The organism is Hymenobacter volaticus (assembly GCF_022921055.1).
Lineage (GTDB): Bacteria > Bacteroidota > Bacteroidia > Cytophagales > Hymenobacteraceae > Hymenobacter > Hymenobacter volaticus.
This window is the reverse complement of record NZ_CP095061.1, coordinates 1,643,206-1,669,121: the sequence shown is the minus strand read 5'-3', so window position 1 is coordinate 1,669,121 and position 25,916 is coordinate 1,643,206. Positions and strand designations below refer to the sequence as shown.

22 protein-coding genes and 1 pseudogene are annotated in these 25,916 nt (G+C 55.1%); 10 read left to right on the top strand and 13 right to left on the bottom strand.

Annotation, left to right across the window (positions count from 1 at the left end; translation table 11 throughout):
• Positions 1–54: 54 nt before the first annotated feature.
• Entirely contained in the window at positions 55–2,181 is a 2,127-nt protein-coding gene (locus tag MUN86_RS07210) for a glycoside hydrolase family 3 protein (protein WP_245123494.1), read from the bottom strand.
• A 284-nt stretch (positions 2,182–2,465) separates the two neighbouring features.
• Between MUN86_RS07210 and MUN86_RS07205 the strand changes: the two genes are divergently transcribed.
• The 6 genes from MUN86_RS07205 to MUN86_RS07185 all read left to right on the top strand — a co-directional run bounded on the left by MUN86_RS07205 (position 2,466) and on the right by MUN86_RS07185 (position 8,198).
• Positions 2,466–3,596 carry an NAD(P)H-binding protein gene (locus MUN86_RS07205; protein WP_311181802.1) on the top strand — a complete coding sequence of 377 codons (1,131 nt, stop codon included), beginning with the start codon at positions 2,466–2,468 and terminating at the stop codon, positions 3,594–3,596.
• Positions 3,506–3,949 (top strand): DUF2867 domain-containing protein, encoded by a 444-nt coding sequence (locus tag MUN86_RS31665; protein WP_311181801.1) that lies wholly within the window; start codon positions 3,506–3,508, stop codon positions 3,947–3,949. Before MUN86_RS07205 ends, MUN86_RS31665 begins: the two co-directional genes overlap by 91 nt.
• Positions 3,950–4,077: 128 nt before the next feature.
• Positions 4,078–5,064, top strand: coding sequence for a hypothetical protein (locus MUN86_RS07200; RefSeq protein WP_245123490.1), 987 nt, complete (start codon positions 4,078–4,080; stop codon positions 5,062–5,064).
• Positions 5,061–5,903, top strand: coding sequence for a hypothetical protein (locus MUN86_RS07195; RefSeq protein WP_245123488.1), 843 nt, complete (start codon positions 5,061–5,063; stop codon positions 5,901–5,903). The genes MUN86_RS07200 and MUN86_RS07195 overlap by 4 nt, the downstream gene beginning before the upstream one ends.
• A gap of 487 nt (positions 5,904–6,390) precedes the next feature.
• Positions 6,391–8,025 carry a prolipoprotein diacylglyceryl transferase gene (locus tag MUN86_RS07190; RefSeq protein ID WP_245123485.1) on the top strand — a complete coding sequence of 545 codons (1,635 nt, stop codon included), beginning with the start codon at positions 6,391–6,393 and terminating at the stop codon, positions 8,023–8,025.
• A 26-nt stretch (positions 8,026–8,051) separates the two neighbouring features.
• Positions 8,052–8,198 (top strand): hypothetical protein, encoded by a 147-nt coding sequence (locus MUN86_RS07185; RefSeq protein ID WP_245123482.1) that lies wholly within the window; start codon positions 8,052–8,054, stop codon positions 8,196–8,198.
• Between the two features lie 4 nt (positions 8,199–8,202).
• On the opposite strand, the gene MUN86_RS07180 is transcribed toward MUN86_RS07185, so the two are convergent.
• The 6 genes from MUN86_RS07180 to MUN86_RS07155 form a co-directional block, all read right to left on the bottom strand.
• Complete coding sequence (locus MUN86_RS07180) at positions 8,203–8,322, bottom strand: DUF2905 family protein (RefSeq protein ID WP_245123480.1); 120 nt, start codon at positions 8,320–8,322, stop codon at positions 8,203–8,205.
• 110 nt (positions 8,323–8,432) lie between these two features.
• Positions 8,433–8,702: a hypothetical protein gene (locus MUN86_RS07175; RefSeq protein WP_245123476.1), complete on the bottom strand. Its 270-nt coding sequence runs from the start codon at positions 8,700–8,702 to the stop codon at positions 8,433–8,435.
• A gap of 198 nt (positions 8,703–8,900) precedes the next feature.
• On the bottom strand, positions 8,901–11,447 hold the full coding sequence (locus tag MUN86_RS07170) for a type IA DNA topoisomerase (RefSeq protein ID WP_245123474.1): 2,547 nt from the start codon (positions 11,445–11,447) through the stop codon (positions 8,901–8,903).
• A 138-nt stretch (positions 11,448–11,585) separates the two neighbouring features.
• Positions 11,586–11,855, bottom strand: a complete 270-nt coding sequence (locus MUN86_RS07165; RefSeq protein ID WP_245123473.1) for a hypothetical protein — start codon at positions 11,853–11,855, stop codon at positions 11,586–11,588.
• A gap of 110 nt (positions 11,856–11,965) precedes the next feature.
• The gene (locus MUN86_RS07160) at positions 11,966–12,619 is read right to left on the bottom strand and encodes a formylglycine-generating enzyme family protein (protein WP_245123470.1); all 654 of its coding nucleotides are present in this window, start codon (positions 12,617–12,619) and stop codon (positions 11,966–11,968) included.
• A complete protein-coding gene (locus tag MUN86_RS07155; RefSeq protein WP_245123468.1) occupies positions 12,591–12,950 on the bottom strand; it encodes a hypothetical protein in 360 nt (119 codons plus the stop codon). Before MUN86_RS07155 ends, MUN86_RS07160 begins: the two co-directional genes overlap by 29 nt.
• Positions 12,951–13,184: 234 nt before the next feature.
• On the opposite strand from MUN86_RS07155, the gene MUN86_RS07150 reads away from it, so the two are divergent.
• Positions 13,185–14,300: an NAD(P)-dependent alcohol dehydrogenase gene (locus tag MUN86_RS07150; protein ID WP_245123465.1), complete on the top strand. Its 1,116-nt coding sequence runs from the start codon at positions 13,185–13,187 to the stop codon at positions 14,298–14,300.
• Between the two features lie 323 nt (positions 14,301–14,623).
• On the opposite strand, the gene MUN86_RS07145 is transcribed toward MUN86_RS07150, so the two are convergent.
• Positions 14,624–14,995, bottom strand: coding sequence for an SPW repeat protein (locus tag MUN86_RS07145; protein WP_245123462.1), 372 nt, complete (start codon positions 14,993–14,995; stop codon positions 14,624–14,626).
• A 134-nt stretch (positions 14,996–15,129) separates the two neighbouring features.
• Between MUN86_RS07145 and MUN86_RS07140 the strand changes: the two genes are divergently transcribed.
• The 3 genes from MUN86_RS07140 to MUN86_RS07130 all read left to right on the top strand — a co-directional run bounded on the left by MUN86_RS07140 (position 15,130) and on the right by MUN86_RS07130 (position 19,565).
• Positions 15,130–15,633 carry a glycine-rich domain-containing protein gene (locus tag MUN86_RS07140; protein ID WP_245123459.1) on the top strand — a complete coding sequence of 168 codons (504 nt, stop codon included), beginning with the start codon at positions 15,130–15,132 and terminating at the stop codon, positions 15,631–15,633.
• Between the two features lie 31 nt (positions 15,634–15,664).
• Positions 15,665–16,432, top strand: a complete 768-nt coding sequence (locus tag MUN86_RS07135) for a hypothetical protein (protein WP_245123457.1) — start codon at positions 15,665–15,667, stop codon at positions 16,430–16,432.
• Positions 16,433–17,084: 652 nt separating this feature from the next.
• Positions 17,085–19,565, top strand: coding sequence for a M1 family metallopeptidase (locus tag MUN86_RS07130; protein WP_245123454.1), 2,481 nt, complete (start codon positions 17,085–17,087; stop codon positions 19,563–19,565).
• A 162-nt stretch (positions 19,566–19,727) separates the two neighbouring features.
• Here MUN86_RS07130 and MUN86_RS07125 read toward each other — a convergent pair whose 3' ends face one another.
• The 5 genes and pseudogenes from MUN86_RS07125 to MUN86_RS07105 form a co-directional block, all read right to left on the bottom strand.
• Positions 19,728–20,675 (bottom strand): NAD(P)-dependent alcohol dehydrogenase, encoded by a 948-nt coding sequence (locus MUN86_RS07125; protein WP_245125654.1) that lies wholly within the window; start codon positions 20,673–20,675, stop codon positions 19,728–19,730.
• 185 nt (positions 20,676–20,860) lie between these two features.
• Positions 20,861–21,616 (bottom strand): carbonic anhydrase, encoded by a 756-nt coding sequence (locus MUN86_RS07120; protein WP_245123450.1) that lies wholly within the window; start codon positions 21,614–21,616, stop codon positions 20,861–20,863.
• Positions 21,617–21,764: 148 nt separating this feature from the next.
• Positions 21,765–23,383: pseudogene (locus MUN86_RS07115) on the bottom strand (SulP family inorganic anion transporter).
• A 184-nt stretch (positions 23,384–23,567) separates the two neighbouring features.
• Positions 23,568–24,968: a sensor histidine kinase gene (locus tag MUN86_RS07110; RefSeq protein WP_245123447.1), complete on the bottom strand. Its 1,401-nt coding sequence runs from the start codon at positions 24,966–24,968 to the stop codon at positions 23,568–23,570.
• Positions 24,969–25,063: 95 nt separating this feature from the next.
• A complete protein-coding gene (locus MUN86_RS07105) occupies positions 25,064–25,741 on the bottom strand; it encodes a response regulator transcription factor (protein ID WP_245123444.1) in 678 nt (225 codons plus the stop codon).
• Positions 25,742–25,916: the final 175 nt, after the last annotated feature.

Here is a 25,916-nt window from a genome sequence, read left to right as displayed (position 1 = left end):
TCCCTGGCTCCATGTATGGAGCCAGGGACGCGTTGCTGTTTTAACTTACGCCTTTCACTGGTTTCCGGGGTAGCTCAAGCCTTCGTCGTACTTAAACAAGGCATAGCCCGGCGCCTCCTTGTAGCCCGGCACATCTTCTTGCTGCTTTTGCACCACTTCCTCGGAAACCGGAGTTGTAAACGGCATTTTGCCCGTCGGATTGAACTTGCCCGTTACGACATCCAGCAACGCCTCGGGAGTAGTACCGAAAGTAGCCAACACACCTTGGCAACGGCTTTTCGTGCTGGCGTTATACACCTCATCAATAACCCACGGGTTGCTGTAATTGACTGCTAGAATCGTGGGCTTCTTGGCCATAAGCGCCTTGATGTAGGGAACTTCTACTGCATTCTTCGACAACGAGAGGTACAGAGGGCTACCATCTGAGGCAAACAAAGATTTGCTCATCGGCTTGAGCCAGAGCAGCACCACATCGGCCGCTTCAGGTGTGCTCACAAACTCCACGGGGTACGAGTTGCCTTTAGCGGCATACACTTCGCCGGCTCCCGTAGCGGGTGCGTTGCCGCCTTTCTGATAAGACTCGAAGTACACTTTGGTTTTCGCCTTCAAAGGCAGCGCTTTAACATCGTTGCGCAACAGCACAATGGATTTGCGCAAAGCCACCGCTGCCCGGGCCGCCGACTTCGGATTGTTCACGATGGTTTCGGCAGCAACTTCGTCTACGTACGGGTTTTCAAACAAGCCTAGGGCAAACTTTTCCAGCAACAGCCGCCGCACGGAGTCGTTGATGAGGGGCACATCGTCCGGGTTACCTTCGACGGTTTTCAGAAGCTCGGCAGGGTCGGCGGTGCCGGAAAAGAGATTAACGCCCGCTTGCAAGGCCCGGTGGTACCGTTGGGTGATGGTAAGTTCTTCGGCGCCCCAAGGCATCATTTCAATGGGGCCGGTGTCGGAGTTGATAATCCCTTTGAACCCTAGTTCGGTGCGCAGCAAGTCCTTGATAACGGCTTTGTTGTAAGCATAGGCTATCTGCTCGTACTTGGTGCCTACCGGCATCGAGTAGTAGGGCATGATGGCCGAAGTACCCGCCTTGATGGCCGCTTTGAAAGGAATCAGGTTGTTTTGGAATTGGCCGCCGGGAAACACCTCTTTCTTACCCCAATCGAAGTGTGGGTCTTGCCCACCCTCGCCGGCGCCTCCACCCGGAAAGTGCTTGGTGGTTAAAGCCACGGAAGTAGGGCTGAGCGTGGGCCCTTGGAAGCCAAGTACCACTTGGGTTATCATCTGCGCCACCCACTCGGCATTTTCGCCAAACGTGCCGTCTACGCGTTGCCAGCGGGGTTCCGTTGATAAATCAGCCATGTACATATAGCCCTTGCGCAAGCCAACTGCGGCCCACTCCTGCCGGGCAATGTCGGCGAATTCGCGCGTCAGCTTCAAGTCGCGCATCGCCGACAAGCCTAGTTCGCCGGGCCATTTCGAGAAAGCCGTGGTGCCAACGCTGGTGCCAACTGCCGCGGCCGTTGTGATGTGGTTACGGGGGTTGGAAGCCACAATAGCCGGGATGCCCAACGGCTGGCTTTCGCACAGCGCCTGCAGCCGATTAGCCCATTCCGCCGTCGTGCGGGCACTCACGTTGGCTCGCAGAATAAAGTGACGTTGGTGAAATTGCGTGACAGCCTTGGTGGTACCTGCGGCGGTCATGATGGGCACGGGCAACTGTTTGCGCGTGAACATGTTGGTGGACGTAACCAGATCCTCCTCGTTGAATTGGCTGGTAATGGGTTCTTTGTTTTTGGGTGCTTCAAACGCCCAATCGTTCTGCAGACGGGTGCTGCTAATGAGCATGAAACCAACCTTCTCGGCTATTGACATATGCGCTACTAGGTCTTGGGCCCGCGCCTCTGCGGGCAAGCGCCAGTCTTCATATAAATCGAGGCGGCCGTTCTTGTTCAAGTCCTTGAACTTCAGCCCGCCTACCTCCAGTGTTTTGGCTGATCGGCTGCCTAGCACGGGCTGTTCCACCTTAGCTCTAGCTGGTTGACGAAGTGTTTGAAAGGCTCCGAGAAAGACGAGAACCACGATGCCCACTGATGCCGTCACGCAAGTTTTCTGGCGCCGATGCATAGCAGTTTGGGCAGTCACAATGAGCCCGTGAAACATCTCAACTACAGTTTTCATAACTCAGAGCAAAGGTGGGAGGAGTTGACAACGCTGCCTAGCACTGCCAGGTAGTTAAGTACTTAAATTTCAATTGGATTGAAGTACAACGACTGCTATTTATTACCGGAAACGTTATCGAAAACACGCTGGCGGAGTTGTAGCACAACGGGCCACCGGAAAACAGTAGAGTTTCTTATATCCCTGGTGGCGGTCTAGGTGCTGTTTTTACCAGACCAACAGCGGTTTGCACAACTCATTGGCTGCGCTTCGGTTAAAGAGAAACCACCTCTTTACTGCTCGCTATGAAAATCCTGCTCACTGGTGCCAATGGCTATATCGGCCAGCGCTTGCTCCCGCTATTGGTTGAGGCCGGCCACGAGGTTGTATGCTTGGTGCGCGACCCACGCCGCTTCGAGTTGCCGGAGCGTTTGCGCACCCGCGTAACGGTGGCGCAAGGCGACCTGTTGAAGCCGGATTCGTTGCGGGACCTGCCTACCAACATCGACGCGGCTTACTACTTGGTGCACTCAATGAGCGGCAACGACAAAAACTTTTTTCACTCCGAGCAGCAGTCGGCGCGGCATTTTGGGCAGTACCTCGATACCACCACGGCCCGGCAGGTTACCTACTTATCGGGCATCGCCAATGACCACGACTTGAGCACGCACCTACGCTCGCGCAAAGCCGTGGAAGCAGTGCTTAGCAACTGCAAAGCGGCCCTGACAGTGCTCCGGGCTAGCATTATCATTGGTTCAGGGTCTGCGTCGTTCGAGATTATCCGGGACTTGGTGGAGAAGCTGCCCGTGATGGTGACGCCCCGCTGGCTGAATTCGCGGTGCCAGCCCATTGGTATCCGCGACGTAATGCACTACCTCACCCACGTCCTCGACAACGAAGCCTGCTTCAACCGCTCCTTCGACATTGGGGGCCCCGACGTGCTGACTTACCGCGAGATGCTGCTGAAACTGGCTTCCGTGCGCGGCTACCGGCGCTACATCGTGACGGTGCCGGTGCTTACGCCGCGGCTATCGTCGTGGTGGCTGTTTTTGGTAACGCGCACCACGTTTTCGTTGGCGCAAAGCCTGGTGGAAAGTTTGCGCAATGACACCGTAGCCGACCCGAAACGCAGCATTGCGGAAGTGCTGCCGCACAAGTGCATGAGCTACTACGCCGCCGTAGAATTGGCCTTCCAACGCATCGAGCAAAACGAAGTGGTGAGTAGCTGGAGCGATGCGCTGAGCAGCGGCGTAATGCCCGCAACTACATGGACCACATCCAGATTCCGCAGTTCGGCCTACTCACCGACCGCCAGACGCTACGCTTCACCCGGCCGCCACAGGAGGTGCTACAAAACGTGTGGAGCATCGGTGGGGAGCGGGGCTGGTACAAGGTGGACTGGCTCTGGCGCGTGCGCGGCCTCATGGACAAGGTAGCCGGGGGCGTGGGCCTACGCCGCGGCCGCCGCTCCCCTACCAGCCTGCGCGCCGGCGACCCGCTCGACTTTTGGCGCGTGCTCGTGGCCGACCGCAAAAGCAGCCGCCTGCTGCTCTACGCCGAAATGAAGCTCCCCGGCGAGGCTTGGCTGCAATTCCGAATATTGCCCAACGACGACGGTTCGCACACGCTCGAACAACTAGCCGCCTTCCGCCCCTATGGCTTGGCGGGTCGGCTTTACTGGTACTCATTAGTACCGTTTCACTTCATCATTTTCCGGGGCATGATCGAAAATATTGTGCAGTACGGCGAATCAACTCCGCTTCCCCAACTGGCTGCTCCTGCTAGCTAGCCTACGCGTTTCCATTAGCAGATTTGCGGCGCATCGCTAGGCTTGGACATAGATGAATAAGCAACTGCTATATTCGGGCTGTTGCCTAGGCCTTTGCATTGTTATCTAGTTCTCCTTGCTGCGCTTCTATGCTAAAACGCTACGCTCTCTTACTATTCTTGCTGCTGTCTTGGGCAACTCTTCATGCCAACAACCTGACGGTTTCCAACGTCCGGCTTCTCAACATCACGAGCGGCACGGCCGACATACAGTTTGATATTCGTTGGGACAACTCTTGGCGCGACGCAACCAATTGGGACGCCGCGTGGGTGTTTGTCAAGTACCGGGCCGTGGGTTCCAACACCGGCTGGAGCCACGCCACTCTTGGCACCAACCGCCCGGTAGTACCGGTAGGCGCAGCCTTCAGCGACACGCCTGATGGCACCGGCATCTTGCTGCACCGAGCCACTACGGGCAACGGCAATTTCACGGTAACTGGCACGCGTATCACCTGGAACGCGCTTAGCAATGGCGTCGCGCTGACTGGCTCGAACTACGAAATCAAGGTCTTTGCTACCGAGATGGTGTACATTCCCGAGCAGGCCTTCAACCTGAACTCCACCAGCCAAAGCGCGCTCGACAGTGAATTTGAAAGCGTAGCGGGTTCGTTGAGCCGCATTGAGAGTGAAGCAGCGCTGCCTGCTGGTGCCCTCCGGTGGATAAACACCGGCACAGGCGGTGACGGCAACGAAATATCGGTGGCAGGCATCACCTACGCTGGGTCAGCTGCTTTGCCGGCCGCCTACCCGAAAGGGTTTGGGGCGCACTACTGCATGAAGTACGAACTCAGCCAAGGCCAGTACACCGACTTCCTCAATTGCCTTTCCCGCGTTCAGCAAGTGCGGCGAGTACCTGTTGACATCAGCGCCGATAGTCCCGCGGGTGGCAACACTTATGTGATGGTCCCGACTGGCTTAGCTAGCACCCCACAACGCAACACCATCACGTGCCCGGTCAGTGGTATGGGCACCACCGCGCCCGTAGTATTCAGCTGCGCCCGCCCCGACCGGGCCGCCAATTTCCTGATCTGGGCCGATGGGGCCGCTTACCTCGACTGGGCCGGCCTGGCCCCATGACGGAGCTACAATACGAAAAAATCTGCCGCGGCCCCGAGCCCGTGGTGGCCGGAGAGTATGCCTGGGGTAATGCTAACATCACCGCTGCCCGCACGATCAGTGGCCCCGAAGACGGTACCGAAACCACCGACCCTACCGCGAACTGCGCGTATGGCAACGTGACATTTATGGGCGGTGATGGCGACATTGGGCCGTTACGCTGTGGAATCTTCGCAAAAGCCAACACCACCCGCGAGCAAAGCGGCGCCACCTACTACGGCGTAATGGAAATGACCTCGAATTGTTGGGAGCGGTGCATTACGGTGGCGGCCCAAGATGGCGGACAGCCTACCAACGCGGGCCAGTTTGACGGCCGCCCCGGCGACGGCGCTTTAGCCACGAACGGCGACCATAATCAGCTTACCTGGCCTAACAGCACCGATGTGCTTGGCTCCAACTTCAGGGGCGGCAATTGGAGCCGCCCCAACGTGTGGGCCGCCGTTTCGGACCGGCGCTACGGCGGGGGCGCCATCGCCGACCGCACAGGGCACCGCTCTATTCGCGGCGTGCGGTCTTTGAGCGGCCCCGCAGCCCCGAGCACTCCCACGGGTTCGGGCATGGGCTTTAGCAACACCAAGTTTTGGGGCGGCGCCTTCGATGGATACGCCAGCAGTTCTCCGGTGCAGGTACTTGCCGTCCGCAATGCGTGTGCTACTTGCGGCCAAGTAACAGCGGTGATACTTCCGCAGCCGCTAACCGAAACTGCTGTGCTACGTTTGAGCGGCCGCCCTGCCCTGCGAGATGGCACCTTAACCCTGCGCGACGCTTTAGGCCGCACAGTACGCCAATTCCCCACTTGAATGGTTTGGAATTGCCTTTCAGCTGCGTCGGCCTTGCACCGGGCATGTACTTCTACGAAGTGCAAGAAGCCGGGGCACCGGTAGTCAACCCAGGTCGGCTGCTGGTTGAGTAAATGTGGCTCTCTTCGATTTCTGATTACATTAAGCACTTCTATCAGGTAGTTAAAGCACTATTTTATAACATTCAGAAAGTTCCTTATATACGAAGTAGAAGGTTGACACAGTGATTTTTATATAGTAATTTATACTACAAATAAAGTCTAATTAAGATTGGATGTCGTTGGCGTTGGAGCACGGCGTGCTCTAGCTTAGAATGCATTAACGATTTGCTCGGTTCGACTTGGTGAGAACTTTTATAGTCTATTGATTTAGCCGGATGTATAGCCATAGCTGATTGACTTTGGGGCTGTGTTCCAGTGGCTGGTTGCTTTGGTAGAGCAAGCTGTTATCATATGCTACCATCTCGTCTCTCTCAACACCCACGCCTATGCCATTATCCCCTTTATTTTTATTGCCTTCTCCTGAGGGTCACCAGTATTACACCATTTGCTATGTGCTAGCCTTCGGGGTGCAGTTGGCGCTGTTGCTACGCGCAGGCTACCAACGTGGCTATCCGCTCCAAACTTGGCTGGTGCTCTTGGCTGCCAGCACACTGGCCTTCATTATCGGCACCAAGCTGATTGCCCTACCCACCGAAGCCTGGTCGATGCTGCAACATGGAACGTGGCCGGCCACTACGGCTCGTTCGGTGCTAGGAGGCGGATTAGGTTTTGTAGCAGCCATGGTGGTGCTGCGCCGCTGGCTAGGCTTTAGCTGGCATGTCGCCGATGCGTTTGCGTTGCCATTTTGCGCGGGTCTAGTCGTGCAATGCGTGGGCTGCTTACTAACAGGCTGCTGCTTCGGTGAACCCACGAATGGTAGTTGGGGCCTTACGTATGCACCCGGGTCTGTTCCCTATCTTTTTCAGCAACAACAGGGTCTGCTGCCAGCGGGAGCTGTTCATTCATTGGCCGTATATCCCACGCAGCTTTACACACTGCTGCTATGCGCTGGCTCCGGACTAGTGCTCTGGCTGACGCGCCATCGGCAGTGGCCAGCTGGTAGCTGGGCCCTATTGCAAGCTGGATTGCTCGTGTTGGGACGGTTCGTCATCGAGTTCTGGCGTGACCCGGCCGGAGAACCAGTTGGGGCAACCGTTCTCACGCTAGGAGGTGTTTCCATGCTTGAGTTGCAATGGTTACTACTGCCCTACTCGATGCTGTTGCTAAGTACTTGGGGCTTTCTAACGTACCGAACTCGCTTTGTGTCACCCGTACCAGAAGTTGTGCCCGCCAACCAGCCGGTGCGCAACTTGCTAGTCGTGGTAGGCTTATTAATCAGTACCATCATGCTGCCCGTAGGTGCGCTTACATTCCCGGAACTGATGGTGGTAAAAACGGTGCTCTTGGCCGTTGTGGTACTGGCTTCCGTCAGTATTCTGCACGGTGCCCTGACTACCCAGCGAGTCGGGTTGCCCCTTGCAGCGGCATCGGTGGTACTGCTCTTCACCAATCAAGTGCCCGCCGATTCAGCTGGAAACGGTCAACATTGGTCGGTAGCAGTTGGTGGTGGTAGTGGGGAATTCAATCGAGAACAGCAACCCTACGATTCAGAGGGCTGTGGAAACGGTCCTCCAGTTCGCCCTTTTCAACACAAGTACAAGTCGGTGAGCGTTGACGCCACTAGCACTTGGCATCCACACTCGAAATTGCCTGAGGCAGAAAGTGAAGTAGGTGTTCGATTGACGGTAGGCCGAGATGAACAACAGGCTCTAGATGTATCAGAGCCTATAAAGACCAAAACGCTTATAGGCATCAATCCCCATTTTATGGTAAACCGGCGCAGCTTCGGCTTGGGCGGCGGCTTAATCCTAGGGCAATCGGGCTATTACGCTGTGAAAGGCGACACCTACAAATCCAAAGCAATAACTCCACACTTCACGTTCTGGCTTGGGCGGCGCGACTATATCTATGTCCAAGGTGACCTCAATACACCCAACCAGGGCCTTGGCAACCCGCCTCTCGCGTGGGTGTCGGCTCTAGATTCCGCTCGGGTGGACGCTACAGTTTGTTGGCGGGAATAGCTACCGGAATTGGTTATCCTACTCCTATGGGCACCCGCAACCAAGCGTTATTCTTGGAGTCCAGTTTGCAAGTAGCGCCTCGCTTGCAGGTGTTACCCTACCTAACGCTAGGTGGCCGCGAGTTTCGGCAATTGCATCTACAAGTGCGCTACGACTTACCGAATCGTCGCTAGTGTACTAGCTTAGCCGACGCACCAGCCACATAATCCCACTTAGCAGCAAGCTGATCAGCAGCATCGACACGATAGGCGCATACAGTCGGAAGCCGGGCCGTTCGATGCGGATATCACCGGGCAATCGGCCGAACCAACTCAGCAACGAGCCACCCCGAGCCAGATAAAGGCCCCAAGCGCCACCACGGCCAGACCGACCAACACAATAAGCTTACCGAATTGGGGAGTCATACGTTAGCTCAGAAACTGAATTAGCAGGATAATACCAACCACCAAAACAGCATACAATCCCAAAGCTAGCCACTCACTCCGATCCTTGAAGTTGTAGGGAAACTTAGCCTTTAGCTGCTGCTGTACCCAAAGAGAGCCCATGACGCCAGCACCCATCAAGCCTAGGGCCAGCGTTTGCGGAATCACCTGTCGGAACATGAGCAACAAGGCTATTAGAGGCACTAAGCCAATGACGTAGCCTAGCAAACGTGCTGCGAATAAAGAAGTAGGCATATCAAGTAAGTGGGTTACGGCTAGCAACATTTGCTACCCTGTCTTACGGCTGCTAAGGAAGTAAGATGTAGTGGGTTTCTTGCACGTAGGCGTTAGGCCCAATAGCTCAGGTCAGTTCGTTTATCTAGAAAGATAGAAATGCGAGTTCCCTTCATCATATAAAGGCAACTCGCATTTCTATCTTTCTGATTCTCCAGATTATCCTTGCCCGAACACCGGCTCGATGCGGCCTTCTGGGTTGATTTGCAGTATGGCTTCGTACCGCTGACCTGACTTAGCTGACACAAACCCACGGATGACACCGGTCTTGCCTTTGCGCAGCAGTTGGTTCATCTGCGTATCGCTCAGAGTTTTGCCGCCCCACTCGAAGGGCACGCGGAACTGGCAGTCTTCGCGGAAGCGGGAGCAGCCGTAGGCGGCTTTGCCCTTGAGCATGGTACCGAGGCGACATACTGGGCACGGAATCTGGCCGGGGTCGGTAGGTGTGGTGGGCTTGCTTTCAGCGGCGCGGACTAGTTCCAGCGTGCGTTGTGGCGTGAGACGAATGGCCGCGTCGAACTTCTGGCCGGCATCGTCTACAAAGCCTTTGATAACGGGCGTGCGGCCTTTGGCCAGCAAAGGCTGCATCTGCTTATCCGTGAGCTTCTTCCCTTCAAACTCCGTTGGAAGCCGAAACTGGCAACCCTCCCGCCAGCGCGAACAGCCAAACGCTGACTTGCCGCGCAGGACGTGGCCACTGCCGCAAGCCGGGCACGCGCCCAACGCGCCAGGAATAGCTGGCGTGGCAGCTGCTTTGGGCGGATTGGCTTTGGTAGCGGCGGCTTTCTTCTGACCAGTGAGGTCCGCTAGCTCGGTTTTGCTGACGGTGATGCCGCGGCCCGACCCATCCTGCTTCACCTCCTGCACCATTTCGCGTACCAGTTGCTTCAACTCTTCCAGAAACAAACCCGAATCGAGGTTGCCGGCTTCTATCTGGCGCAGCTTCCGCTCCCACTGCCCCGTCAGCTCCGCCGATTTGAGCGTAGGGTTGCGAATCAGGCCAATGAGTTCGACGCCGGTAGCGGTGGGCAGAATCTTTTTCTTGTCGCGGACGATGTAGCCGCGCTTGAACAGCGTTTCGATGATGGCGGCGCGGGTACTTGGCCGCCCGATGCCGTTTTCCTTCATGGCTAGCCGTAGCTCATCATCATCCACGTTGCGGCCGGCAGTTTCCATACCGCGCAGCAACATGGCCTCACTGTATTCACGCGGGGGCTGCGTTACTTTCTGGTCGAGGCGCGGTTTGTGGGGGCCGCTTTCGTCTTTCACAAAGGTGGGCAGCACGGTGCTGACCACGTCGTCTTCACCTTCACCGGCTGCTTTGGGGGCTGAGGGTGCCTGCTGCTTTTCCGGGTCGCCGTATACCACGCGCCAGCCGGGATTTAGAATCTGCCGGCCGCGCACCCGGAAGGGGTAGCCGCCTGCCTCCGCCGTTACGGTGGTGTTCGAGACTTCACAATCGGGGTAGAAAGCGGCCAGGAAACGACGCACAATGATGTCGTAAACGCTGCTTTCGTTGCCGCCGAGGCCGCCGGCACTCGCACCCGTTGGGATGATGGCGTGGTGGTCGGTGACTTTGTTGTTGTTGAAGACTTTGGTTGACTTGCGGATTTTGGTGGCCAGCAACGGCGCCGTGAGGCCCGCGTAGCCACCCAAACCCCGTAGAATATCCGGGATTTTCACGTACTGGTCGTCGGGCAGGAAGGTGGTGTCAACGCGCGGATAGCTCACTACTTTCTTTTCGTAGAGGCTTTGCACCGTCTTGAGCGTGTCCTCGGCAGAGAGGCCCAACTGGTTGTTGCACTGCACCTGCAACGAGGTCAAGTCAAACAACGAAGGTGGCGTTTCGTAGCCCTTCTTGATTTCGACGCCCGTTACGGTCAAGGGCACGTCCTTCACGGCGGCTATGGCGGCATCGGCTTCTTCCTGGCTCACGAAGTAGCCACGGGCTTTTAGGCGGGCCTTTTCGTCGGGCTCATCGTCGTCGGCCTTGCCTTTTTTGGGCGGCGCGACGTGGCTGAACATGGTGCCGCGGTACTCGGTGCGTAATACCCAATACGGCTCCGGCTTGAAGTTCTGGATTTCGTGGTAGCGGTCTACCAGCAGCGCCAGCGTGGGCGTTTGCACCCGCCCGAGGCTGAGCACCTGCCGTTGACCGGCGGCATACTTGAGCGTAAACAAGCGCGTAGCGTTCAGGCCCAACAGCCAATCGCCGACGGCGCGGCTTTTGCCGGCTTGGTAGAGTTTGTCGAACTCGGCGCCGTCGCGCAGATTGGCAAAACCCTGACGAATGGCTTCTTCGGTGAGCGACGAAATCCAGAGGCGCTTGAACGGCTTGCGGTACTTGGCTTCCATCAGCACCCACCGCTGAATCACCTCCCCTTCCTGCCCGGCGTCGCCGCAGTTTATCACTTCCTCGGCGTCGGCGAGCAGATTTTTGATGACGGTGAACTGCCGCACTACGCCATCGTCGCGGCGCATGAGCTTGATGCCAAACGTGTCGGGCAGCATGGGCAGGTCGTGGATGCTCCAGCGCTTCCATTCGGGGCGGTAGTCCTCGGGCTCCCGAAGTTGGCAGAAGTGGCCGAAGGTCCAGGTGACCTGGTAGCCGTTGCCCTCATAGTAACCGTCCATGCGTCGGTTGGCCCCGAGTACAGTGGCAATTTCACGGGCAACGCTAGGCTTTTCGGCAATGCAGACTTTCAAATCGCAGATTCTGGCTGAGTAAGTAAACTGATTTCGCTGACGTGGAGGTCAGCAGGGAATCAACAAAGATAACAGGAGAAAAAGTCGTTTTTAGGTTGCGTAGTGAGCAGGTGTTTCGCCCGGATTTGTTGAGTTACCTCAGCCTTTGATGAGAGTCGAATCGAGTGAAATATCATTCAGGTACTTAGCTCGCCAGAAACTAAGCGCTAAGGCCGTTTCTTCGGTTTCCTCATCGAAGACCATCCAACTGTCCGTGCGGTTTGCCAAGGCCAGGAGTTCGTGTATATCCTCTTGCGTAATCATGCCGTGGCCACATTTTCTAGGTCCTGTTAGCACAGCATTCCAAAGCACGTACTCCAAATTCAGCAACCAGCCGGCACAGTAACATATCTCAGAAATGTCACTCATGAAGTCGTGCAGAAACAATTGTTCTTCGCTTAAGTCAGAAAACATAGTAGAATGTTAACTTTCCAGTGAAGTATCACGCGTAGCTTCCATCAACTGCGCGTTTATTCGTCTTACTGCCCTGCCTTCGGTGCTATCCGGACAGTGGCTACGCACCGGAAGCCCAACCAGCTTTGCGGGCCTTGGTATAGTTGGCGCGACGCTATTTTCAGATCCTGCACGGAGGTTTTGAAAGAGCCGCCTTTGGCCACACCCTTGGTGGCCGTCATTTCCGCCACGTTGCCGATGACGTGCTGCATTCCAAACCCGTTGAGTGGCCCTCGTACGGTTAGCTGCAACGGAAATTCCGCTTTGGGTGGAGCACAGGCAACTACCTGGTTACTGCCCGCCAAGTAATAGTTCTCCTGTAGGTTGAAAGGCAACTCATAGGCTACTTCGGTAGCAGAATGTGGCAGTTGTTGTGCGTCGAGGCAGGCTACTAGGTCTTTGGCAGCGGCCAACTTTTGGCCTTTGACTTTTCCAGCGGGTTTGGTTTGGATTACCTCGAAGGGGCGCGGGCCCGCCGGCAAGCCCCCGGCTGCACCTAGCTGCCATTCGGCTTCTGTGGGCAACCCGAATTCAACCGTCACTTGGTAGTCGCGCAGTTCGGGGTGTTGCTTGCGAAATTCCACACTCTGGAAATAGCCACGGTTGACCATGATGCTACGCCAGTGGCAATACGCCAGCGCTTGCTCGTAGCTAATGCCCGTGGCCGGATGATACAACATACGTTGCAGCCCGGAAGTACGCTTGGGGCGCTTGCTTCTGCTCGGCTGTCGGGACGGGTTGCCAGACCGTAGAATCAGGTAATTGAGAGTTGTAAAAGGCTAGTGCAGAGTCACGGCGGATAAAGTGCAAGTATTCCAGCCAATGGATGTTGGCTACTTCTGCCTGGTCAACGAACAGGTTTTCAGCAACTCGTACGGTGCCGGGCGGCGCTGGCAGCGCCGGTGAGCTAGTGGTTGCGCGGCCTTTCTGCGCCCATGTGGCCATAGGAATTAGCCCTAGCACCAGGAAGAGCATTGAACGGAATATCCAGTTGTTTTTTCTACGCGGCATACGCTGCTGTTATCGTTACGCCCGCACCTAGTTTGGTGGGAGGAAGAGCAACAAAGCTATGCCAGGAAAAGGTCGGTGCCAGTGGGGTTGGGTTACGGCCAACAACATTATGCTATTAGTAGCCGAACTGTCAACGTCTCCTAGAGGCCACCGTAACTCCTTAATATTCTTGTGGCTCCGGCTGCCTGAGCATACCTCACTCTTCCCTACCTCCAAAACCAATCTTTCTAGCTCATGGAAACCAGCACGGCCGAAACCTCTAGCACCGTTGAAACCATCAAGACGCCGGCTTACGGCGCTACCAATTCGATTTTCAACGGCCTCAAGCGCATGGAAATCGAGCGGCACCCACCTAAAGCCGACGAAGTGCACATTGACATTCTGTACTGCGGCGTGTGTCACTCCGATTTGCACCAAGTAAAAAACGACTGGAAAAACACGGTATATCCTTGTGTGCCAGGCCACGAGATAGTAGGGCAAGTGCTGGAAGTTGGCAGCACCGTCACCAAGTTCAAGGTCGGCGACATTGTGGGCGTGGGTTGCATGATAGACTCCTGTGGTCAGTGTAAGCCCTGCCAGCAAGGCGAAGAAAACTACTGCCAGGGCCCCGTAAGCTGGACGGCCACCTACAACGGCCCCATGAAGCCTGATGGCAACGGCGCCAATACCTTCGGTGGCTACTCCACCAATATCACCGTGAAGGAATCCTTCGTGCTCCGTATTCCCGACGGCCTGAACCTCAGCGCCGTTGCGCCGATTTTGTGCGCGGGTATCACGACGTATTCGCCCATGAAGCACTGGAATGTGAAAGAAGGCGACCGGGTAGGTATTGTGGGCCTCGGTGGCTTGGGCCACATGGCCGTTAAGCTGGCCAAAGCCTTGGGTGCCAACGTAACCGTCATTACCACGTCCAAAGAGAAGCAAGCGGATGCCCAAGCCATGGGGGCCCACGAGGTACTAATCTCAACCGACTCCGCCGCCATGAAGCAGCACGAAGCCTCGTTCGACTTCATTCTCAACACCATCCCCGACACCTACGACATCACCGACTACGTTAGTCTGCTCGACCTCGACGGCACGGTGGTAGCGGTAGGCTTGCTTGGCGAATACAAAAAGCCGCTCAACAACATGGATATGGCCATGTACCGTCGCTCCGTAGCGGGTTCTATTATCGGTGGCATTGCCGAAACGCAGGAAGTCCTCGATTTTTGCGCCAAGCACAAAATCATGCCCGAAGTACAGATGATTTCCATGCAAGAAATCAACAAAGCCTTCGACGACCTGATGGACAAAGAAGTGCGCTACCGCCACGTCATCGACATGCAGTCCTTGAAAGAGGAAGAGGCCTAATTAAACTAAGCGAAGTTATTCCTTTCACCGAGCTAGAAGATTGCCAAACTGCACCTGTCATGCTGAGCTTGCCGAAGCATCTCGCGTGCTGACACGGAAGTAGTACTCAGACATCAGCACGCGAGATGCTTCGACTGCGCTCAGCATGACGGTCGAGGTAAACAACGAGTATTAAACTAGTATCAAATATTCTATCTTTTTCGTCTGAGGAAAACGAGCTTCTAACTTTAAGCTACCTTCAACTGGAAACACAAAACGGCCTTGCAGACACTCCTATCGGGAGGTGCCTACAAGGCCGTTTTGATATAGGCCGATGGGTCTAGCTAGTAGGTACCCTCGGGCATTTCTTCGGGCCGTGAGAGAGCACCGGCCATGATATTTACGGCACCTAGCAGCAAGAGGCCATTACGGGCTTTTTTGTTGTCAGCGAAGCCGAACAGCCAAGGCGACGCGGCGGCTATTACGCCAGCACCTATGTCTAGTAGCAAGTGGGCTTTGAAAGGTATTTTTTTAACTGCTCCCCACTCGGCACGGGTAAATAGACCCACAGTTGCAACGTTGCCGGCTAGGAAGCGGGTTACTGCAACGGCTTTGTCTTCGTCTTCAAACCCTCCGAGTTTGGGCAGGGCGAGGGCTAACGGAACGTAGGAGAGGTCGGAAAAGCCGTGCAGCTGACGGGAAATAGGCTGATTCATGCGGTTAGGGATTAGATGAACAATAGAAATACCTACGCCAGGGGCTCAGAAAGGGTATTGTGGAGCTAGCTACAAGCCTTTGTATATTCAAAAATTGCTAGCTTTAGCAACGCATAGTCGCTACCACTTCCCGCATGATGCCAACTCGGCAACCCGACCTGTGGAACCGCATTCAGCGCTTCGAGCTGGATGATCCGGGCGCGGCGTTTTCCTTCACCGACCGGCTGGCGCGCGAGAACGGTTGGCCCCTCGAATATGCCCTGCGGGCAGTGCTGGAATACAAGAAATTCATGTTTCTGGTCTGCCTGACCGAGCACCCGCTTACGCCCTCCGACCAAGTGGATCAGGTGTGGCACCTGCATTTGCTCTACACCCGCTCCTACTGGCTGGAGTTCTGCGAGCAGGTGCTTGGGCAACCTATTCACCACGGTCCTACCCGGGGCGGCGCAGCCGAGCGCGACAAATTCAATGACTGGTACGGTGAAACCAAAACAGTGTACCAAGCGGTGTTTGGGACGGCACCACCCACCGATATCTGGCCCGATAGCGAAACCCGCTTCCGGGATATAAACTTCCGCCGAGTGAACCTGAGTGCTTTTTGGCTGCTACCCAAACTTCGTTTCCGTCGCAAAACATGACCAGCCTTCCCCGCACTCCCCCGCCGAATGGGTGTTGCTGCTCCAGAAGCACCACACCCCTAGTTTGCGCCGCCTGCTGCGCGTCACCTTCCTCGATCTGCTGCGCCAGCACGTGTTGGTTGTCCGCACCGAGCAACACCAGCCGCATCCCTTCGACCCGGTAACGTGGCAACAGTTTGTGATGGACGGTCCGGCGCTAGCCACGCATCAGGCCCTACCGCACGAACGGTTGCTACTACATGCTTTCCTGGCCGATAACCAGCTGCGAATCCCATTCAAGCTGTACGTGCGCATGATTTTCGAGAATGCCCGTACCCCGTCCGACTACTACAAGCTAATTGAGGCTAATCCCCGCACCGGACAGCTATTTTCACAGCACTGGTTTTGGCGGCTGACCCGAACACGCTACCTCACCCCGAGCGGTTACCAGTTGCAAGCTGCTGCGGAAGCCGAATTGATCCGCCTCGACAAAGAATATAGCAACCGGGCGGCCCAAAACCCCGCCGAGGCTCATCGATTCGGCCAGCAGCTCAACGGCGTGGTATTTTTGCTTCCTTCCTTCACCTCCGAAGTAGGCCGTGAGGTAGAACGAGAATTGCAGCGAATCCCGGAGCCGGCCTACGACATGGGCAGCGACGCGGGCGGCGCTGACGGCGGATGGCACGAGCAGAGCGACGCCTTCGATAGCCACAGCCCTAGCCACGGCGACGCTGATGGCAGCGGCTGCGGCGGTGACAGTGGTTGCGGTGGCGACAGTGGCTGCTCCGGCTGCGGTGGTGGTTGCGGGGGCGGCGACTAATTTCGTGTTGAGAGATTTTGTGGACAACGTATGGACTATCGAACGTAACGGTCTATTCGAGTTTTAGGTGAGTAGCTTACTAAGCTGTCTTTGTAAAAAGTCAATTCCCAAAGTTCGAAATTATACCCTGGAGCAGGTGGCGGCGGTGGACCTTTTACTTTTTGTGGAACGGTAGATGTATGACTTCGAACATACCGCTTTATCGGATGATAAATAGAGGAGTTAGGCGATCCGACGAAGACGAGGTCATATTTCCCAAGGTGCTCAATGCCTAGTAAACTAAGGTCAGATGTGTCAGCAGGAACAGGCATGCTATGGATATAAACGTTCGATGAATCAAGTATCACACAGATAGTAGTATCCACCTCTTGGTCATCCTTATGAGCTTCTATATAGCCTTTCACAAACGGCAGTATAGCTGGATTCACATTTGCCAGGAGACCATCACGGTTAGACTGGCAGGTAAGTGTACCGGCTAGTATCAACAATTTTAAGCATCGCATTACAAATCTTAGCACAAACGAATATAGACTTCTGGCACCACTCAGGCCAAGCAGCAGCAAGCACAGTTTCTTTTAAGAAAGCGGGCAACTTCAGACTGAAGTCCACATCTTTAGAGCCTGAATCCTCTTTCTTCACTCACTTTCTGTTCATGAAGCACCTTTCTGCGCTGAGCTTGCTGATTCTGGCGGCCAGTGCCAACACGCAGGGCCAGACGCCTACAGCACCGGCCGAGCCGGTTGGTCCCTACCGGGCGTCGGCCACCAAAATCAATGACCTAGTTCACACCAAGTTGGATGTGCGCTTCGATTACGCCAAGCGCTACCTCTACGGCAAGGAATGGGTGACGCTCAAGCCTCACGCCTACCCCACTGATTCGTTGCGGCTCGATGCCAAAGGCATGGACATTACGTCGGTGGCTTTGGTGAATGGGGAGCAACAGCAGAAGCTGAAGTTCGACTACGACCAAAGCAATCTGCGCATCAACCTCGGCAAGTCCATGGCGCCGGGCACTGCCTACACCATCTACATCGAGTACACCGCCAAGCCCAACGAGCTGAAAGCACAAGGCAGCGCGGCCATCACCGACGCCAAGGGCCTATACTTCATCAACCCGGATAGCACCGAGAAAGGCAAGCCCGTTCAGATCTGGACGCAGGGCGAGACGGAAGCTTCGTCGGCCTGGTTTCCCACTATCGACCGGCCCAATCAGAAAACCACCTCGGAAATCAGCATGACGGTGCCCGCCAAGTACGTCACGCTCAGCAATGGGGCCTTGGTAGGCCAGAAGCGCGCCGGCGCCGGCTTGCGCACCGATACCTGGAAAATGGATATGCCGCACGCGCCGTATCTGTTTATGATGGCCGTCGGCGACTTCAAAATCTTCAAGGAGACGTGGCGCGGCAAAGAAGTAAGCTACTACCTCGAGCCCAAGTACGCCCCCTACGCCAAGCAGATTTTCGGCAACACGCCCGACATGCTGGAGTTCTTCTCAACCCGGTTGGGCGTGGAATTCCCGTGGAACAAGTACGCTCAAATCGTGGTGCGCGACTATGTGAGCGGCGCCATGGAAAACACCACGGCCACCCTGCACGGCGATTTTGTGCAGATGACCGACCGGGAGCTGCTCGACCGCCAATACCAAAACGAATCAGTTATCGCCCACGAACTGTTCCACCAGTGGTTCGGCGACTACGTAACGGCCGAAAGCTGGAGCAACCTGACCGTAAACGAGTCGATGGCGGACTTCTCGGAAGGTCTCTATGCCGAGCACAAGTACGGTGCTGATGCCGCCGACGCCCACAACTACCGCAACCTGCGCAACTACCTCTCCAGCCCCCGCGACGCCGCCAAAAACCTCGTGCGGTTCCACTACGGCGACAAAGAAGAGATGTTCGACCTAGTGAGTTACCAGAAAGGCGGTGCCGTTCTGGACATGCTCCGCACCTACCTCGGCGACGACGTATTCTTTGCTGGCTTGCAGAAGTATCTCAAAGATAATGCGCTCGGCAACGGTGAAGCTCACCAGATGCGCCTTGCTATGGAAGCCGTATCGGGCCAAGACCTGAACTGGTTCTACAACCAGTGGTACTTCCGCGCCGGCCACCCCGTCGTCTCGATTGAGTACTCTTGGGACGCCGCTAAAAAGGTACAGGCCGTAACCGTGAAGCAAACGCAGCCTGGCGAGGTCTTCCAATTGCCATTCGCCATCGACTACTACGTGAAAGGAAAAGCCCAACGCCAGCGCGTCACCATGACCGAGGCCACGCAAACCTTCCTCATGCCGCTGGACAGCAAGCCCGACCTGGTGAACGTGGACGCTGAAAAAACGCTGGTTTGGCAGCCCACCGAAAACAAGCCCCTGGCCGACTACGTGTATCAGTATGCCCACGCACCTCTCTACCTAGACCGCCGCGAGGCCCTGCTAGCCGCGGCCAAAGAGCAGAAAACAAATGCCGCTGCCCGTACACTGCTTATCAGCGGCCTGCGTGACAAGTTTGCCGGCTTGCGCACCCTGACATTAGAGCGCCTCGACTTGGAAGACAAAGCCGTAGCCAAAGCTGCTGCTCCCGCCATTCGCAAACTACTTAGCAGCGAGAAAGAGACCTCCGTACTAGGCAACGCTCTGGTAGCCCTAGCCAAGCTCAAAGACAAGAAAGACGCCAAGACCTTCGCCAAGCAGCTAGCCGACAGCAAGTCGTACGGTGTGCAAGGTGCTGCCCTGCAAGCCCTGGCTCTTGCCGATCCGTCGCAGGCGCTGGCCAAAGCCAAGGCGTTCGAGAACAATGAGCAAGGGGCACTCACGCAAGCCGTAGCGGCGGTCTACGCTACGGCTGGTGGCACGGCTGAGTGGGCGTACATCCGCAACAAATACGATACTGCTGGTCCCCAAGGCCAGTTCGGCATGCTCGAAGACATTGCAACCATGCTGCCCCGCCTCCAAGACCCTGCCGCCTTCACCGAAGGCGTTGACCGGATTAAGGCAATCGGCATCCAGTACAAGTCGCGCGGTGCCGACAAGCCTATGATTGGCTTGCTACAGAGCATTGCAAAAGACAAAGACAAGCCTGTTTCTGCTGCTCAACAAGCCATCATCGATAAGGCCGTAACCGAGATTGAGCAGGCTAAGTAAAGCTATTGTGCTAGCTAAGCTGAGCAGAGCGAGGAATTTGGATGAAACCCTTCAACAACTTCATTAAGATTCATCGCTCTAGTAAGGATAGTAACCGAACAAGTAAAAAGCCCCTTCTGCAAGTTGCAGAAGGGGCTTTTTACTGCCATACAGCGATTCAAATTACTCCACAGTCAGCACAATTTTGCCGGCAGCGCTACCTTTTTCATTGTAGCGGTGTGCTTCGGCTAGTTGTTGTAGTGGAAACGTCTTATCAATTACAACCCGAATAGTACCGGCTTGCAGCCAAGTCGATACCAATGCCATGTCGGAGCCGCTGTTTTTGGTTACAAAGGCGTGCGTCGTTTTGGTGGAAAAGACTGCCGCGGCGGTATCGACAACCAGGCTGGTCGGGTCGGGCGTGGTGGTGACGTAGCGGCCGTTACGCCGCAATGCCGCTTTGCTCGCTACGAAAGAACTTTTGCCAGCGGCGTCAAAGATGATATCGTAGCGGCTCAAGTCTTTGGTGAAGTCGTGCTCTTCGTGGTTTAGCACCCGGTCAGCACCGAGGCTACGCACCAGCTCCTGATTGTCAGGGCCGCACACGCCTGTAACCTCACCGGCACCCAAGGCTTTGGCAATCTGGATTGCCAAAGAGCCCACTCCCCCTGAGGCTCCGTTGATGAGCACTCGGTCGCCGGAAAGCAGTTGCGCTTTGTCGCGCAGAGCTTGCAAAGCTGTAAGAGCTGCTAGAGGCACAGCAGCGGCTTCCTCGAAGCTTAGCTTTTCTGGAATAAAGGCTACGGTTGTTTCTTCGAGCACAACAAACTGCGCGTTGGCTCCGCCTACTCCGTCGCTTGGCATGCCATACACGCGGTTGCCGGGTGCAAACCGCGTAACGTTGTCGCCCACTGCCACTACTTCACCGGCTACGTCGCGGCCTGGGATTTTAGGGAATTTATAGCCGGTAATAAACTTCAGTTCACCCTTTCGCATTTTCCAGTCGACTGGGTTGACGCTACTAGCCCGCACGCGAACCAGTATTTGGTTGGCTTTGGGAGTGGGTGTTGGCAACTCGCCGTACTGTAATACCTCGGCGGGGCCATATTCATTGAAATACGCTGCTTGCATGGCTATCACATTAGTGGAGCTAGAGCGTACGTAATCAACTATCCAAAGTCAGCTTGGATTGAAAACGAAGGTATTGACTGGGATAAGCCTCCTTAAGCGAAAAACCGCCGCAGCCAAAGGCCACGGCGGTTTTAACCACACTTAACTAATAAAATAAACTTGCCTAAGCGACAAGACGGTTAATGCTAGCTCACCTTCTGCATTGAGTTTTTTTCGGCTGGAGCATCATTTGTGTTCTTGCTCTCGCCCGCACTTTTTTCAGTTATCGGCTTAGCGCCGTGTACTTTGGCAACCTCTTTTTCGGCATGCTCCATGGCCTTAGTACCATAGATGTGCTCTAGTTCGGTTACAACATCTTCGTTCACTTGCAGGTCTTTTAGCACACCATCATTGATGTCATACACAAGGCCGTGCAAGCGTACCGGGTTTTCACCTCGCATGGAATTCTGCACAATATTGGTTTTGGCTAGGTTGCGGACCTGCTCGATAACGTTCAGTTCCACCAATCGACGGAGGCGCTTGTCCTCGTCCTTGATGCGCATAAACTGCGTTTCGTGCATCCGGATTACGTCGCGGATATTGATTAGCCAATTATCAATGAGGCCGTACTGCTTGCTAGCAGCAGCAGCAGCCACCCCGCCGCAACCATAGTGGCCTACCACCATGATATCCTGGACTCCTAGCACTTCCACGGCATATTGCAGCACCGACAACATATTCAAGTCGGTATGCACCACCATGTTGGCAATGTTGCGATGCACAAACATTTCACCCGGACCGGTACCTGTGATAGCCGAAGCAGGTACCCGGGAGTCGGAACAGCCAATAAACAGATAGCGCGGCTTCTGTCCTTTGGATAAGCGGTTGAAAAACTCCGGATCGGCAGCTGTTGTTTCTGCTACCCACTGACGGTTGTTTTCCAGGATTTTATCGATACTCATTATGGCAGAGGGAAAAGGTGGGTTTAAGTTTAAGCGGAGTCAGCCCCAGGAAAAGCCCCTTATGTAGGAAGGAATCTGACTTCTTAGGCACTTAGAAAAGCTGAGTTGGGCGCAATACTATATCTGTTGCCAGACAGACCTATGGCGCTTAGTGGCCAATCACTTCAACCAACGGAATACCGCGTAGCTCTAGTTTGATGTTACGCTCCAAAGCTGTTTGGCGGAAGTTGGCAATAGCCTCCAGCACATCATAGTCAATCATCTGTGATTCGGTGCCATCGATGATAACATGCGTGCCGCCCGAGAATTGCTCTAAAATGCGGACAATACTTGCCTTATTCAGAAACGAGACGTGCTCACTTAGCTTGAGATGATACACCCCAGTGCCTTGCAACTCCGGCGTGCCATGCATGAAGTAGGCCGACTCATAATGAGTTTTGAGGATGTAGAATATCCCTACTACCAGTCCGATGGTTACCCCTTTCAATAAGTCAGTAAACAAAATCGCCAAGATGGTCACGATGAAAGGCAGGAACTGCTGCCAGCCTAGTTTCCACTGCGTTCTGTACAGCGCTGGTTTGGTGAGCTTATAACCAACTAGCAACAACACGGCTGCCAGCGCCGAAAGTGGAATCCGGTTGAGGATCGTTTCCAGGAAAAGCAAACTGGTCAGCAGCAACAAGCCGTGCACAAAAGCCGCCACCTTGGTTTGGCCACCCGCGTTGATGTTAGCCGAGCTACGCACGATAACGGCTGTCATGGGCAACCCCCCTAGCAGACCACTAATCACGTTGCCAGCTCCTTGCGCCATCAGTTCGCGGTTGGTAGGAGTGGCACGCTTGTGCGGGTCGAGCTTATCCACTGCTTCTACGCTGAGTAAGCTTTCCAAGGAGGCTACGATAGCAATGGTGAAAGCAACTGTGTAAGTAGTCGAACGACTGAAAGCCGACCAGTCTGGCTGCGTGAAGATGTTCAGCAAGTCGCTCCACGACGATACGATAGGCAATTGCACCAAGTGCTCGGGGCGTACGCGCAACACAGGCAAGGCCAAATCTAGCAGCGAGCTAAGAGCAATAGAAAGAACTACCACTACCAATGCCCCAGGTACCAAGCGCAGCAAAGCAAAACGCTTGCTCAGCACCTTTTCCCAGAACAACAGCACTCCCAATGATAAGAGTCCAATCAGAGCTGACCCCCAGCCAAAGGAGCGCAGAGCACCACCTAGCGCCGAGAATGTGTTCTGCCCGTCGAACTGTAGAAACGTCATATCCTCGAAATAATCAGTATCGGCGCCAAGCAAGTGCGGTATCTGCTTGAGGATCAGAATAAGACCGATAGCGGCCAGCATCCCCGAATAACGGAGGTAGGAAAGTACAACCCAATAATACCAGCCCGAACAAGGCCCATTATGATTTGCAGTACCCCAGCTATTACGGTAGCGGCCAGTACGGCCTGGAATGACCCCAGGGTTTGGAGAGCTACCAGAATAATAGCTGTAAGACCAGCCGCCGGGCCGCTCACGCTAAGTTGTGAGCCGCTAAGCCACGACACTATCACCCCGCCCACAATACCCGTGATGATGCCCGCCAGCAAGGGGGCACCTGAGGCTAGCGAAATACCCAAGCAAAGGGGCAAAGCCACCAGGAAAACCACTAGTCCGGACGGTATATCCTTCCCAAGGTTGCTTAGGTAGCCCGGTTTAAGAGTAGCGGCAGATGAAACTGTCGAAGCCGCCGTTTGAATTGGAGCCTGAACTTTAGTTGACATAGAGAGACTGCTGAAGTACCAGGCCATCAACTCGAATTGAGCTTGGCTACACTGGAATTTTCACAAGTCTACGGGGCCGCAATTAAGACACAGTTAAAAAGGAGTTAAAACCAAATTAATTTGCAATAATGCAATACAGCTACTAAATAAATTTCTAATAAGCAGGCATTTACTTATCGCATTCTTATCCCAGTGCAGGCCATTCCAGCCAAACTTGCGTGCCTTGATGTAATTGACTTTCAACCCGCACCGATCCTCCGTGCAAGGACATGATTTTAGCGGTGAGCGGCAGCCCGATGCCGTGACCCGGAATAGCTCGCATGGTCTCGGCGCGAAAGAAAGGAACGAACACCTGCTGACGGTCGGCCTCGCTCATTCCAACGCCGTGGTCACGCACTTCTAGTACCACGAAGGTGGCCGTCATTGAAAGGACAGCCAGGACTGGCTCCTCGGAACCAGTCGAAAATTTACAGGCATTTTCCAGCACGTTCAGCAAGGCCGACAGCAACAAGGCCTCGTTGCCGCGCACTGCAAACGGCTGCCGCACCCGAGGCGGCACATCACCAAACTCCAGGTCAACGCGGCAAGTAGGATGCCGGCGCTGTACTTCCTCGTGGGCTTGCAGCAGGAGTTCGTCCATCCTCACGGTGGTTAAGGGCACCTGCGAGGGGTCGTCGGAAGCGCGGGCAATTTGCAGCAGGCCGTTGGTAAGGTCTTTGAGCAAGCGCGCTGCATCGAGGGTACTTTGCAGGACTCGGCGGTATTCTTGCGGACTCCGTTCTTGCTGCAACAAGGCCACTTCCAACTCGCCGATTAGCACTGTGAGCGGCGTACGTAGTTCGTGTGAAGCATCGCGCACAAAGGTGCGCTGACCGGCAAAGGCTACTTCGAGCCGGTCGAGCAATTGATTGAAACGTTTTGCTAGGTGCGCTATTTCGTCGTAGCCATCGGCTTGCGAGAGGCGGCGGTGCAAATCAGAAACGGTGATGCTGTCCACTTCGCGCACCACTTTCTGCATGGGGCTCAGGGCCTGACTGGCGAAAAACCATCCTCCTATCCCCACAATAACCAAGGAAGCCAACAACCCCCCAATCATGATGTTGCGCAAACCCAATTGCCTGTCACGAGTATCGAGGTCTACCGATGAAGCTACTACCACAAAATCACCGCGGCGCGCATCCCGATAAAGCAGCCCTACTGTTTGTTGGTAATTAGCTCCTAGTTGCACCTGCCTGCCTTTTTGGCGAACCGCCATGAGTAAGCTGAGGGGGATAGGCACCTCGGTAGGCTGTCCTTCCCGAAACACAACTCGGTTAGCGGTATTGTATACCCGCACTTCCTCTTCGGGCAAAGTGCGGTAAAACTGGCGCAGATACTGCCGGTACGAAGTTCGGCTAGCCTCGTCGGCTCGATTGGTGCCGTCCAGGTACACGTGCGCCACAATCCGGGCCCGCGCAAACAAGCTTTGCGTGAACGATTCCTGCCGCGCTTGGTAGGTGAAGTAGTAGATCACCACCGAAAACACCAGCAGCGTAACGGCGAGAATGGCGGCAAACTGCAACGCCAAGCGCAGACGAATGCTCATGCTTTAGTGGATTTGGTGTTAGAGGAAACCAGCATCGCCTCTGAGTTGACCGAACCTATTTGCCTCACTAGGTCAACGCGGCTCTCCCTCGAAATTTACTCTTCCTTCATCACGTAGCCCATACCTACCAGCGTATGAATTAGCTTGGGGGTAAAGTCTTTGTCGATTTTCTTACGCAGGAAATTGATGTATACATCAATCACATTGGAACCCGTGTCGAAGCTAGTTTCCCACACGTGCTCAAGTATGTCTACTCTGGAAATAACGCGGCCTTTGTGGCGAAGCAGATATTCCAGCAATGAAAACTCGCGGGCCGTAAGCTGAATAGGCTGACCAGCCCGCTGCACTCGTTTGCTGCTTGGGTCAAGGGTAAGATCGGCAAGATGCAGGATAGCCGCAGAAGAATTGGATTCAGGACGACGACGTACCAAAGCTCGCACACGCGCTAGCAGTTCCTGAAAAGCAAACGGCTTTACCAGATAATCATCGGCCCCGGCGTCGAGACCCCGAATTTTGTCGTCCGTCTCGCCTAACGCAGTCAGCATCAGAATAGGTACAGCTGAATTAAGGGCTCGTACTTGGCGGCATACATCAAGCCCGCTCAGGCCCGGCAGCAAATTATCGAGGATAATAAGGTCGTGAGAACCGGCTAGGGCCATTCGCAGCCCAGTGGGTCCGTCCGTGGCTACTTCGACAGAGTGCTGCTGCTCGGTGAGGCCCTTATGTAAAAACGACGCCACTTTGGGCTCGTCTTCCACCAACAGAATTTTCATGTGGGAGAAACTAGGTGTGGAATGCAGAACGAATTGGCCGAAGATACGGGGATTAAACTCGCTCTTGAGTTATCCAACGCTCCAGCTTGCTCTTTCGCACGCTTTGCAAACACGAATTTCTATCTACAAATAGCTGTTTCCTTGCAGTAAAGGCCCATTCAGAATAGGGCACACT

Excerpts from the sequence above, each read along its gene's own strand:
- MUN86_RS07130 (WP_245123454.1), top strand. The coding sequence starts at position 17,085 with ATGAAGCACCTTTCTGCGCTGAGCTTGCTGATTCTGGCGGCCAGTGCC.
- MUN86_RS07205 (WP_311181802.1), top strand. The coding sequence starts at position 2,466 with ATGAAAATCCTGCTCACTGGTGCCAATGGCTATATCGGCCAGCGCTTG.
- MUN86_RS07200 (WP_245123490.1), top strand. The coding sequence starts at position 4,078 with ATGCTAAAACGCTACGCTCTCTTACTATTCTTGCTGCTGTCTTGGGCA.
- MUN86_RS07150 (WP_245123465.1), top strand. The coding sequence starts at position 13,185 with ATGGAAACCAGCACGGCCGAAACCTCTAGCACCGTTGAAACCATCAAG.
- MUN86_RS07105 (WP_245123444.1), bottom strand. The coding sequence starts at position 25,741 with ATGAAAATTCTGTTGGTGGAAGACGAGCCCAAAGTGGCGTCGTTTTTA.
- MUN86_RS07155 (WP_245123468.1), bottom strand. The coding sequence starts at position 12,950 with ATGCCGCGTAGAAAAAACAACTGGATATTCCGTTCAATGCTCTTCCTG.
- MUN86_RS07165 (WP_245123473.1), bottom strand. The coding sequence starts at position 11,855 with ATGAGTGACATTTCTGAGATATGTTACTGTGCCGGCTGGTTGCTGAAT.
- MUN86_RS07120 (WP_245123450.1), bottom strand. The coding sequence starts at position 21,616 with ATGAGTATCGATAAAATCCTGGAAAACAACCGTCAGTGGGTAGCAGAA.
- MUN86_RS07125 (WP_245125654.1), bottom strand. The coding sequence starts at position 20,675 with ATGCAAGCAGCGTATTTCAATGAATATGGCCCCGCCGAGGTATTACAG.
- MUN86_RS07210 (WP_245123494.1), bottom strand. The coding sequence starts at position 2,181 with ATGAAAACTGTAGTTGAGATGTTTCACGGGCTCATTGTGACTGCCCAA.
- MUN86_RS07175 (WP_245123476.1), bottom strand. The coding sequence starts at position 8,702 with ATGCCTACTTCTTTATTCGCAGCACGTTTGCTAGGCTACGTCATTGGC.
- MUN86_RS07140 (WP_245123459.1), top strand. The coding sequence starts at position 15,130 with ATGATGCCAACTCGGCAACCCGACCTGTGGAACCGCATTCAGCGCTTC.
- MUN86_RS07145 (WP_245123462.1), bottom strand. The coding sequence starts at position 14,995 with ATGAATCAGCCTATTTCCCGTCAGCTGCACGGCTTTTCCGACCTCTCC.
- MUN86_RS07195 (WP_245123488.1), top strand. The coding sequence starts at position 5,061 with ATGACGGAGCTACAATACGAAAAAATCTGCCGCGGCCCCGAGCCCGTG.
- MUN86_RS07110 (WP_245123447.1), bottom strand. The coding sequence starts at position 24,968 with ATGAGCATTCGTCTGCGCTTGGCGTTGCAGTTTGCCGCCATTCTCGCC.
- MUN86_RS07190 (WP_245123485.1), top strand. The coding sequence starts at position 6,391 with ATGCCATTATCCCCTTTATTTTTATTGCCTTCTCCTGAGGGTCACCAG.
- MUN86_RS07160 (WP_245123470.1), bottom strand. The coding sequence starts at position 12,619 with ATGTTGTATCATCCGGCCACGGGCATTAGCTACGAGCAAGCGCTGGCG.
- MUN86_RS07185 (WP_245123482.1), top strand. The coding sequence starts at position 8,052 with ATGGGCACCCGCAACCAAGCGTTATTCTTGGAGTCCAGTTTGCAAGTA.